Origin of the sequence: Marivita sp., from assembly GCF_020055675.1 — a bacterium.
Taxonomy (GTDB): domain Bacteria; phylum Pseudomonadota; class Alphaproteobacteria; order Rhodobacterales; family Rhodobacteraceae; genus Marivita.
In genome coordinates, this window is the sequence record NZ_JAIPUS010000025.1 from 1 (window position 1) to 12,145 (window position 12,145).

Consider the following 12,145-nt stretch of genomic DNA (forward strand, 5'->3'; position numbering starts at 1 on the left):
AGATCGAGAATTCCATGCCGCTGCCGCGTTGCCGCACCGGCCCCCCCGAGAGTGTGCCACGTTGGCTGGTGCTGGGCAGCACCACCTTGATGCCGCGCGCCATGGTGTAGAACAGCTCGAGAACGGAAATGTCGAAGCTCAGGCTGGTCACGGCGAGCCATGTGGCCGCTTCGCGGTCGGGGATGACAGAATCCATCCCGGCATAAAAGTTGAGCACGTTGCGGTGTTCGACCATCACGCCCTTGGGCAATCCGGTAGAGCCGGAAGTGTAGATGACATAGGCGAGGTTTTCACCGGTGGCGCTTGCGTCCGGGTTGGTGGCCGGGGCATTGGCAAGGCGCGGGTCACGGTCGATGACAAGCAGATCGGCGCTGCTGTCCGGCAAATCGCTGCGCAGGTCGCTTTGGGTAATGACGACCGGCGCGCAACTGTCGGACAGGTAATGCGCGATCCGGTCTTGTGGATAGTCCGGATCGAGCGGCACATATGCCCCGCCCGCCTTGAGGATACCCAACGCGCCCGCGACAAGGTCTGGATCACGTTTGCAGTGCAGTCCCACCATCGTGTCGGGGGCCACGCCCATCCGGCGCAGGGTATGTGCGATCCGGTTCGCGCGGTCATTGAGGGATGCGAAGCTGACCGTGGTGTTTTCATGTACCAGCGCGGTGGCATCCGGGGTGCGGGCCACTTGCGCCTCGAACGCGGCGTGCATTGTGGCCGGGGCATCCGTATCGACGGCGGTGGCGTTGTAGGTCTCCAGCACATCCCGGCGTTCGCCGGGCGGAAGCGGATCAACCGCCTCGGCTGCTTTGCCATCTGCCAGTTGATCGGAGATCCAGCGGAGTCGATGGATCAGGATCCGGGCAAAATCCGGGATGATGCGGCCTTCGTCGATATGAGCTTTGACGGCCCCTGAGGACAGTTCGAAGGTGATCGCGGCCTGGGGCACGGCCCCGGCATTGAGCGACAGGCCAAGTGCCGGGGTTTGCAAAGCGTCCAAGGCCGGGTCGCGCAAGGGAAGGTCGCGCGCAAAGCCGGTCTCGACCTTCGGAATTTCGCGGCCCAGCGTGTCGGCGGAAACGGGCACCCATGGGCAAACAAAGCCGATGCTCGACGCTTCGACGAGCGCCGGATTGGTGAGCGCCAGTCCCGGTTCCCTTTGTGGAGACAACCGGTTTGCGAGGATCGACAGCGCCTTTCCAAGGTGGTCTGCGTTGATGCCTGTCTCTCGCGTGCTTAGCGATCGTGGTTCGGAGCGGAGAAACGGCAAGGTCAGCGGGACCGTTTCCGACAGCTTTCGCCGCCAATGGTTCTCGCGCTTTGCGGTGGTGCGCATCGTGTCACTTATGGTTGCGCGCTCCGAATCCGACAGGGACGTCAGCGCGTCGCCCAATGAAACGAGGGTCTTCGGTACGACGGGCCGGCCTGTCTCATCCGCAAGCTCCGTCAGGCGCAGCGCGGCATCGGCGAAAGCTATGGTCAGGGATGTGTCGTCCACGCCGATCACACGTCCGGCGGGGGCGCTGCTTTCTGTCCTGGAGGCGCTGCCGATATGCACGAGGCGGTCGCCAACATGCAGCTTGGGTCGGCACATCGGGTTCCAATAGGATCCATGATCCAAGGCCCGGATAAGGCGCAGCGCGGTGTCGGCGGTTTGGTCGAACCGCAGCAGGCCATGTGCCTCTGGCCGGTCGCTCAGCGCATGGTAGCCGCGCCGGTCCGTGTCCTGCCTGCGGCGATTGGGCAGCCCCGCCGCGAGTTCCGACAACAGGTCTGGAAAACTGGTCAGCCCGGCCTCGTAACACTTGGTGTTGAGTGTGAGCGCGGTGTCCTCGGGCGCGATGTCGACGCTGCGCTGGACGAGGATATCGCCGGTGTCCACGCCATCATCGATCAGGTGCCAGGTAATTCCGTGGGTCTTCTCCCCATCGATCAGCGCCCAGATCGGCGCGTTCAGCCCGGCGCGTTTGGGCAGCAGGCCATCGTGAAAGTTCACCGCGCCCTTGCGTGCCTGCGCCAACACGTCCGGGCGCAGGATCTTCAGGTTGGCGATGCTCAGCACCCAGTCGGCAGATATACCCTGCAACCGATCGGCAAGGTCCGGGCCATGCGCCTCGACCCGGATGTTGCGGGCGTTGGCCCAATCCGCCAGCGCGGGCGTGTCGGTGACCAAGGCGGTCAATCGATGTCCTTGCGATAACAAGGTTTCCGCGCAGTGCTGCGTCAAGCTTTCGTCACCGATGATGATGCTGTCGAAATGGGTCATGGGTCAGTCCACACTGATCTGGAGAGGCGTGTCAGGGCGCATCCCGATCGCCCGGATCGAGGCTTCGGGTGTCGGTTGGCAAAGCGCGCGCAGGTCGTGGGACAGCAGATCGCGCACAAAGTGTTCCGCATCCGTGTCCGGTTTTCCCTCGGCCCAGCGGCGCAGGCGCCAGCATACCGTGCCAACCGCGTTCAGAAGGGTGGCCGAGATGGCATAGGCACGGTTGTAATTCTTGCTGTAATAATACCAGCGGCTTTGGAACCAGTAGGGTGGCGTGCGGGTCCAGCAGCCCATCCCGGTGGACACAGAGCCGATATGGCAGATTCGGCTTTCGCGGACGAAATGCACCTCGTGCCCGGCGCGACGGGCGCGCAGGCAGAGGTCCGTTTCCTCGAAATACAGAAAGAATGTTTCATCAAAGAGGCCGATCTTGTTCAACACACTGGTCCGCGCCAGCATCGATGCACCAACGATCCAGCCCACGGCGCTGGACGTTGCGGGCACGTGCAGCGGCAGGACGTAGTCTTTCAGCAGGCGCGTGACCGGACCCAAGCGCGCCGCGGCTTCGAATTCCGACGCAAGGCCGGGAAAGCGAAAGGCGCTGCAATGGGCGGCCCCGTCTTCGCCCGAGATCCTGCTCCCGGCAATGGCGGCCCTGGGATTGGCCTCAAGGTAGCTGACCAACGCCGCGATGCCGTCTTTTTCGACCGAGGCATCGGGGTTGAGGATGTAGACGAATTCGGCGTCGGGACAGATGTCGAGCCCCGCACGGATGCCGAAGTTGTTGCCCGCGCCGAAGCCGCCATTGCGACCCGATTGCAGCACTTGAACGTCTATATGCGCGGGCCAGCGGGCGGCGCGCACGGCCTGCTGCATTTGGTGGAATGAATCGTCAGGGGACGCGTTGTCAACCAGTACGATCACGCCGCCGAAATCAGCCATGGCCGCCGCCGCCGATTGTGCGGCCTTGACCGACAAGTCGGGCGTTTTGTAGTTCAGGACAACCGTGACGATGTTGATCATGCTGCTTACTCTGCTGCCTCCGAGGATGTGAACGGCAGCACCGTGCCCTTGCCGCCAATCTCTGCTTCCGTGGTTTCGATCAGCTTGCGCAGATAGCTGGCAAGCACACGGACATTGGGCTCAAGCACCATGCTGTCATGGTCGCCGGGCACTTCGTAGACGTCGATCTGCGGCGTGAATTGGCCCCAGTCGTTGTCGTCGAACAGGTAGGACCGCTCATGGTTGACCAGGCGGCGGCTCGAGACCGTCCATGTGCCTGTCAAGGGCGGACGGAACAAGGCGATGCGGCCATCCCATCCGGTCATCTGGTAGGTCGCCACGGCATCGAGAAACGCCTGTTCTATCTCCGCATTGTGGAAGCTGTGCGCGGTTTTCGTCGCATCGCTTGGCGTGCGCTTTTCGAGTTCCCAGCGCACACGGTTGCGCAGCCAGACAAACGGGTAAGCGATGCCTTTGCGCTTCGTTTCTTGCCATTGTATCAGCAGGCGGTCCTTGCGGCTCAGCGGGCGGCGCTGCGGCAGTGGCGTGTCGAGCAGAACAACCAAGGCTGCCTCGTCGCCCATTGCCTCGAGCTGATGCGCGATCTCATAGGCGGTGATGCCGCCGCCCGAGAACCCCCCGACGAAATACGGACCTTCAGGCTGAACCTGTTTCATTTCGGCGATGTAATCGCGTGCCGTATCGCGGATCGACCGGTGCGGTGTTTCATCGCCGTAAAGCCCCTTGGCCTGAAGTCCATAGAAGGGGCGATCATCGCCCAGAAGTTGGGCCAGGTGGCGCAGATTCAGGACATTGCCAAACATGCCTGCGACAAGGAAGAACGGGGTTTTCGGGCCCCCCTCACCGTCATGCATGGCGACGACATGCTTGAACCGGCGCGTCTTGGGCTTGGGTCTGTCGGGCGCGCTTTCGGGGGTGTCGCTGATCCCGGTACGGTCGTGGATCAACGCGGCACAGGCGCGGATGGTCGGGGCTTCGAACAGGACCGAGATCGGGAAATCGACATTGTAGGTTTTGCGTATCTTGGCAAAGAGACGCACCGCGATCAGCGAATGCCCGCCCATATCAAAGAAGCTGTCTTCGACCCCGACGTCCTGCACGCCAAGAAGGTCTTCCCAGATGCCGACCAATGTGCGCTCGACCTCGGTTTCGGGCGCGATGTAGTCACCATCGAGCTGTGGACGGTCGAATTTCTGGCCCTCGCCCGTCGTTTCAGACGTGATGCCCGCCTGTTCTATCAGTGCCGGCATGTCGAGCGAGGACACGTAGAGTTGCGGCACACCCTGTCCCAGGGCGCGCAGGAAGGCATCTGCCCCATCCTCGGGCGGGATGCCCTGGGACAGGTTGTGCTGGAACCGTTCTTCGGCAGGCGACAGGGGTTGCGTTGCCCTGCCGAAATCGGCTGGTTCGAATTCGCTCTGGCTCACCTTGATAGGGGCGGACAACGCGGCGGTATCGTCCATCCGTTTGATCGAGAAGCCCTCGATCTCCATACAAATGGTGCCGTCGGGCTTGGCCAGGATGATGTCGAAACAGGCAGTGTCATCCGCGTTCCGGTTGCGCCCGCTGGATCGAACCCAGCTGACAATCTGCCCGCAGACGCGGTGATAGACCTTCACGCTGTCATAAGATACCGGCACCCAGAGATTTTCGGCGCTGTAGCCGTCTATCAGCTCCATCGCCCAGCCGGTCGCGATATCGAGAAGCGCCGGGTGGAAGTGCCAGCCTTCATCGCTTTGTCCTTCGGGGCCGAGGGATAGGTCGGCGATGCCTTCCCCTTGTCCGTAGGCGCAAGTGTCCAGCACCTTCCACCGTGGTCCGAAGGACAGATGGTTTTCCTGCGCAGAGCGGAGCTTTCCGCGATCCCCAGCGCTTCGCGCCACGCCACACCGGGCGCGGATCGCCATGATATCGACCGGTTTAGGCTGCGCCTCCGGGCTCAGCACCAGATCGGCCGCCACGGTGGGGGCAAACCCTGCGCGCCCGCCCAGCGTGTGGCTGCCAAGCACATCCATATGGTACCCGTGATCGCGGCGGGACAGACGGAGCCGGATGTCGCGGTGGCCCGTGTCGGGAACATGCAAGGGGCGCAGGAAGGTCATGTTGCGGATGGTAAAGCACCCGGTTTCCCCTTGTGCGCGCAGCGCCTTGGCTGCCAGCGACAGATACCCCGCTCCGGGGAACAGGGCGTCACCCTGTTTGGTCCTGTGCTCGTCAATGAACCAGTCCCCTGCGGTGTAGCGCGATTCGAAAATCCGGTGGCCAGACGGGTCGAAGCCGGTCTTGTCGAGCAGTGGCAGCGCGATCTCCGTCAATGCGGCTGATCCGGAATCGCCAAGGCGGTCTGACAAGGCGTTTGCAGCCATCCCAACCTCGGACCAGATGCCCCAATTTATGGCAACGACCCGCGTCTTGTCATTTTTGCGCGCATGGGCATAGGCATTCAGGTATTCGTTCGCTGCGACATAGTCGATCTGGCCTGCCGGGGCTGTCCGGGTCGAGGATGATGCGAAAAGCGCGATGAAATCGGTGCTGCCATCAGGGAAAAGCTGATCCAACACCTTGGTGCCGTGGATCTTGGCCGAGAAAACCTGTTCGACCGACCCGGTGGATTTCGCCAGCAATGGCGCGTCGTCCATGACCCCTGCGGCGTGGATCACGCCGTCGATTCGGCCCTCGCGGGTGGTTGTTTCATCAACGACCCGCGTCATGTCGGTCAGGTTGCACACGTCCGCCGCATGGCTGTGAACGGTTGCGCCGAGCGCTTCAAGCTGTTGCACCGCGCGGATGCGTCGGGCCAGTTTGTCCTGCGGCGCGTGGCGCTCGAGGTAACGGGTCCAAAGATCACGGTCGGGCAGGGCATCACGGGCTGTCAGGACCAGCGTGCAGCCCTGCGCCGCCAGCGATTTCGCGATGGTCAGCCCGATACCACCAAATCCACCCGTGACAAGATAGGTCCGACCCTGCTTTATCAGGGTGTCCTGCGCAGGTTGTAGCACGGTCTGGCGCAGGTCTTGTTCATAGCGCCGTCCCGCGCGCAGGGCGGCAACGGTTGATGCCGGGGTCGCGATCATGTCCTCGAGAACCTGATCCGTGAGAGTTTTCCACGCCTGTGCATGGACAGTCTGATCGCCCCGACCGCCGAGGATCCGCCTGGCAGGGGGGTCGGGCAGGGCCAGATCGACAGAAGCGACGTTCAGCTCTTGAACCTCGCGTGGAATGACACGGACCGGGCCTGCAAGAATGGCCTTTTCCGGCATGACAACGGTTTCCGCACCCAGCGCCGCCGCTCCATTCGTGAACACGGTCATCTGCGCCGGTTTGGGCAGGGAGTCGTCCGCGATCGCCTGCGCGATGAACATGAGCGAATAAAACCCGTGTTCCTGCATCCTGTGGAAAAAACTGGACCCGGGACGATGGCTTTGATCCTTGGTCACACCCCAGAAATGCGCGATGCGGCCGGGGACCAGCCCGCGCGAAAGCATGTCGGCAAAGAGCATGTCATACCCTTCGCGCCCGCGTTCGGGGGCCAGAACATAGGTCGTGTCGTCCACGCGCGCAAAGCTGTCGCCGGGCCACACCTCGATGATGGCGTGGTTTGCATCACGCAAGCGTTTGGCGGCGGCGCTGGCGACACCGGCATCATCCATGAAGATCAGCCAGCTTTGCACCTCGGCGCTTGCCAGGTCGTCGCGCACGTCAACGGCGGTCGCGGCGTATTGTGGCCGCCAGATGGGCGTCCAGCCCCAGTGTTCGAGACCGTCGATCCGCGTCAGGAAATGCGATACCGACGGGGTTTGCGCTTCTCCGGGTGCGATGAAATAGCGGGACCGCTGAAAGGCATAGGTTGGCAGCGGCACGCGGTTGCGGCGGGCATCGCCCCAGATCTGATCCCAGTCGAAATCACCGCCAAGCGCCCAGATACGGCCCAGAACTTCGAGCATGTGGCGGTCATCCTCGACGGTTTCGTCGGGGTGGCGCAGACTGGACAGAACCTGGTTCGCGGCGATGCCGGGGGCTTGGCGGGCAAGCCCGGACAGCGCCTTGCCGGGGCCGACTTCGAGGAAGATTCGGTTTGGCCGTTCAGCCAGAGCTTGGAGGCCCTGGTTAAACTGTACCGTTCCGCGCAGGTGGGCCACCCAGTATTCCGGGCTGGTCGCCTGGTCGGCAGTCATCCTGGTTCCGGTGCGATTCGATGTGATCGGGATCTGCGGTGGGTGCAGCGGTATCGCTTCGAGATAGGCACGGAACCGGTCGAGGATCGGATCGAGCATGCGCGAATGGGCGGCGATGTCGATCGGGATGCGCTGGAACTCGATCTCCAGTTCTTGCAGGGTCTGCTCCAGCGCCTCCAGCGCCGCGGTCGGCCCGGATGCCACGCTGAGGCCCGGACTGTTCACCGCCCCAAGATCGAGGTGGTTGCCCAGCAGCGGCTCCAGCTCTTCCGCCGGCAGGGCGACCGAGATCATGCCGCCGGGATCAACCGTGTCAAACAGCGTGCCACGCAGGTGAACAAGGCCGATACAATCGTCAAAAGACATCACGCCCGCAACGCAGGCGGCGGTGTTTTCGCCCATGGAATGGCCTGCCAGCGCGGTTGGCTGGATACCCCAGCTGATCCAGAGCTGCGCCAGCGCGTATTCAACGATCATGATGAGCGGCAGTTGCAGCGACGGCTTGCGCAACGTCTCGGCAGCTTGATCCTCTTCGCCGTGCCGGGGTAGCCAGAGCGCGCGAATGTCCCGATTTTCCAGCGTTTCGAGATGCGCCAGTCCGCGGTCCATCCATTCGGCAAAGACCGGTTCGGTCTCGTAGAGGTCGCGGGCCATGCCGACATATTGCGCGCCGCCGCCGGGGAAGAGGAACGCGATGTCCGGCAAAGACAGCGCGTCATGGGTATGGACGCGGCGCGGGTCGCCGCGTTCGAGCTGTTGAGCCGCGTCGAGAGGGTCGGTCGCGACCACGACACGGCGCTTTTCGAAGGCGCGGCGCCCAGTGTTCAGCGTCCAGGCCACATCCGCCAGCGGTTGATCGGGGTTCGCGCGAAGATGGGTGGCAAGCCGGGCCGCGTTGGCATCCAGCGCCGGGGTATTCCGCGCCGACAGCGTCAGGATCTGGAACGGCCAGTCACTGTCTTCGGACGGTTCCGGTGTTGGCGCCTCCTCGAGCACGAGATGGGCATTCGTTCCCCCGACGCCCAGCGAATTGACCCCGGCGCGGCGGGGATGGCTGGTCCTTGGCCAATCGGTCAGCCGGTCGTTCACGCAAAATGGCGTGGTTTTGAATTGGATGGTTGGGTTGGGCTCTTCGAATCCCAAGCTCGGCGGCATCTGGTGATGGTGCAGGGCCATCGACGCCTTGATCAGGCTGGCCACGCCCGCCGCGGTATCGAGATGCCCGATATTGGTCTTGACCGACCCGATCCGGCAATGGCCTGTCTTGTCGCTTGTGCACTCGAAGGCTTGCGTCAGTGCCGCAACCTCGATCGGATCGCCGAGATAGGTTCCGGTGCCATGACATTCGACATAATCTATGCTTTCGGCCGAAACGCCGGCCATGGCATGCGCCTCTGCAATCGCGTCAGCTTGTCCATCGACGGACGGGGCCAGATAGCCTGCTTTGGCCGCCCCATCGTTGTTGACCGCGCTGCCCTTGATGACGGCCCAGATATGATCGCCATCTGCCAAGGCATCGGACAGGCGGCGCAACACGACCATCCCGGCACCCGATCCGAACACCGTTCCCTGTGCGCGGTGGTCAAACGCATGGCATTGCCCATCCGGCGACAGGATCTCGTTCTCCTTGTAGAGATACCCTTGCCCCTGCGGCAGTTCGATCGTTACGCCGCCCGCCAGCGCCATGTCGCATTCGCCGTTGAGCAGCGATTGACAGGCGTAATGCGTTGCCACCAACGAGGTGGAACAGGCGGTCTGCACGTTGACGGACGGGCCATCGAGATCGAAGATATGGCTAACGCGGGTGGTCAGGAAATCCTTGTCGTTGCCGGTATGGCGCAGCAGGAACATCCCGGTGCCATCGACCAGATCGGGATTGGAACACAGGTTGAAATAGAAATAGCTGCCCATGCCACAGCCACCGAAGACACCGATACGTCCGTCATGCCTCTCTGGCATGTGGCCCGCGTTTTCCAGAGCCTCCCACGCGCATTCAAGGAACTGGCGATGCTGTGGATCCATGATGGCCGCGTCCTTGGGCGACAGGCCAAAGAACTCTGCATCGAAGTGGTCGAAGTTTTCCAGATTGGCAGCGTAGGGCACGTAATCCCGGTGCCGCAACAGGCCCGGCGATACGCCTGCGTCGGTCAACTCCTGCTCGAACAGCTGGCGGATCGAGCATACGCCGTCCCGCAGGTTCCGCCAATATTCCGACAGCGATGCCGCGCCCGGCAAATGGGCGGACATGCCGACGATTGCAACATCCCCGTCCGGGACAGAAATCGGATCGGTTTTTCTATGCGTCATGCGCGTACCTCGGTCTCTCGCGTGAACGGTTATCGCATGAATATGATGAAACTAGGGCAGTCAGCGTTGTCACAGGCGCTTTGGTCGACCGGTCGAACCCGCCGTTTACAGCGCGGCCAGATTGGTTAACGCGTCGGCATTGATCCAGAATGCGAGCAGGATCGTCAAGGCGCCGACGACAGCGTATAACGCATCATGTTTGGGGTCCCACGCCCCGACATGGCGCGACATCCAGACAACAAAGGGATAAGCGGCCAGCCCCGCCAAGCCCTGTCCAACAAGCGCACCGAACAGCCCGCCTTGCATCAGGCCCGCAAACAGGAATCCCAATGTCAGAACCGCCCGCGCGGCTGACAGTACAAAGAAGCGGTGGGAATCACCAGCGGCCAGCGCCGCCTGTTCATACGTCAGGACGATGATGTGGGGTATCTGCATTGCCGAGATCAGGACAACGACCGCGCCAGCCATCAAATATCGTGGATCGTACATCAGGTCGATCAAAAGCACCCCGGCAACCGACACGGTGCCGGTCAGGCAAATCAACGCGCCTGTCAGCAAAAAGCGCATCTTCTGCAATTTTCGAAAATTCTCCGCGCTTTTGGCAGGGGGACGTTCCCTGTAGACGGGGATCAGGACCTTGCGGGTCATCTCTCCGCCCATGAGAATCGGGAAGCTGGCGAGGAAAAAGCCGATGTTGTAAATGCCGAATTGATCGAGTGGCAGGTACGTCCCCAGAATGAGCTTGTCACCTTGCAGATAAAGAAACCCGCAGATCGTGCTGAGGAAGATCCACTTTCCGAATTTGATCAGCTCATCCGCCGCTGCGCGTTCCCAGTGGAAGCGGTTGCGTTCTCCGGGCAGTAAGACATTGTAGAAGACCAGCAACACCAGCGCCGACGAGACGCCGCTGATCACCAGCGCCCAGACCGACTGCAGGTACCATGCGACTACGATCGCGATCACGAGGCCGATCACCTGTGACCCAAGGTTTAATGCGGTCAGGCGGCCCAGCAACAGGTGCCTGTTCGCTGTCACCATCCGTGTCGGATTGAATCCGGCGATCAGCAGGGAAAGCCCCGAAAAGGGCAGCAGCCATGCCAGCAATGGCTCACCGTAAATTGCCGCCACAGGCACCGCGATGGCGCATGCGAAAAGCCACAAGAGCACGCCGCGAATGACCTGAATGGTCCAAGCGGTATCAAGGAATTTTTGATCATCGCCGCGTTTCGATTGCATGATAGCGGGGTTGACCCCGACATCGGAAAACATGGCCAGCCCTTGCATGATCACTGCAACCAGCGCCATGAGACCGAAGGCTTCCGGGAAGAGCAGGCGTGTCAGGATGAGGTTCGACGCAAGACGCAACGTCTGCGCCGCACCGTATCCGGCGAGGGTGAAGACCGAACTCCGCATGAAACGCGCGTTCAGCGATGCTCCGCGAAACCGGGACGACATTGCCATGATCACCGGCCCCGGCTCCAGCCCGAGCGACCGCTTCCCTTGATGCGCACAGCAAGCGCGACGCTCGCGTAGACGGCAAATCCAACCGGGTCCCGAAACGCTTGCTTCACCTTTTCGATCGCCGGATAGGGTGGTTTGTCATCATTTTCGAGCAATTCTGGATACCTGGTCTTGATCTCGTCCACACCCGCGTTTTGCCGTCTGCGCACGCGGACCAGGTTGCGCCACCCTTCGACCAACGGCCACGAGTACGGAGCATTCACGCGCACACGTTCTTCCGGGCGGAAACTCAACCGCACGAAGGTGTCGTCCGAGATGATGTCAGGAAAGGCGCCCCATCGCCTTCGGCCCGCCGCGTTCACCGCGAACAGTCCGGCACCCGGCACGCCCTGCGTCATGAAAGGCACTTGCGCATAAATCCTGGCATAGGCACGTGTCGCCCATGTTCGCGGTGCGAACAGATTCAACTGGCCACTCGCATATCGCGGTCTGGGCGTATCGAGTGCTTCGTACAAATTACCGAGCAAGCGCTCAGATATTTCAACATCTGCATCCAGGTAGACCCGTATCGCACCTCGTGCGACTCGATCGCCGGCGTTCAATGCACCAAGCTTGCTGCCTTCCTCGCGCTCCAGAACACGGAGACACCAGCTTTTGCGCGCGAATTCCTCCTGATGCCGCAATGCGGTCTGCGCTGTCCGGTCTTGGCTGCCGTTGGAAATCACGACTGTTTCCACACCCCCTTCATGGACCCAGTCACTTTGCAAAACGGCGCTCAGGCATGCTCCGATCAATGCCTCTTCGTTCGAGGCAGGGATCAGGATGCTGAGAACAGGCAAGGGCTCAGTCATGGGACCGCGAGGCGGATGCGGCATAATCGGCCATTCCTTGGAAGCGACGCTACGTTCAGGGG

The 12,145-nt window shown here is 62.0% G+C and carries 5 protein-coding genes; all 5 read right to left on the reverse strand.

The annotated features are described in order from the left end of the window. Positions 1–2,266, reverse strand: a 2,266-nt coding sequence (locus tag LCF59_RS14085; protein ID WP_292288249.1) for an AMP-binding protein, incomplete at its 3' end; no start/stop codon positions are given. 3 nt (positions 2,267–2,269) lie between these two features. Further along, positions 2,270–3,289, reverse strand: coding sequence for a glycosyltransferase (locus LCF59_RS14090; protein ID WP_292288250.1), 1,020 nt, complete (start codon positions 3,287–3,289; stop codon positions 2,270–2,272). Positions 3,290–3,294: 5 nt separating this feature from the next. Further along, positions 3,295–9,771 (reverse strand): type I polyketide synthase, encoded by a 6,477-nt coding sequence (locus LCF59_RS14095; RefSeq protein WP_292288251.1) that lies wholly within the window; start codon positions 9,769–9,771, stop codon positions 3,295–3,297. A 105-nt stretch (positions 9,772–9,876) separates the two neighbouring features. Then, on the reverse strand, positions 9,877–11,232 hold the full coding sequence (locus LCF59_RS14100) for an oligosaccharide flippase family protein (protein ID WP_292288252.1): 1,356 nt from the start codon (positions 11,230–11,232) through the stop codon (positions 9,877–9,879). 2 nt (positions 11,233–11,234) lie between these two features. Next, positions 11,235–12,083 (reverse strand): glycosyltransferase, encoded by an 849-nt coding sequence (locus LCF59_RS14105; RefSeq protein WP_292288253.1) that lies wholly within the window; start codon positions 12,081–12,083, stop codon positions 11,235–11,237. Positions 12,084–12,145 lie beyond the last annotated feature (62 nt).

Bases quoted from the DNA above. Each gene is read 5' to 3' on its own strand.
- LCF59_RS14105 (WP_292288253.1), bottom strand. From the start codon at position 12,083: ATGACTGAGCCCTTGCCTGTTCTCAGCATCCTGATCCCTGCCTCGAAC.
- LCF59_RS14095 (WP_292288251.1), bottom strand. From the start codon at position 9,771: ATGACGCATAGAAAAACCGATCCGATTTCTGTCCCGGACGGGGATGTT.
- LCF59_RS14090 (WP_292288250.1), bottom strand. From the start codon at position 3,289: ATGATCAACATCGTCACGGTTGTCCTGAACTACAAAACGCCCGACTTG.
- LCF59_RS14100 (WP_292288252.1), bottom strand. From the start codon at position 11,232: ATGGCAATGTCGTCCCGGTTTCGCGGAGCATCGCTGAACGCGCGTTTC.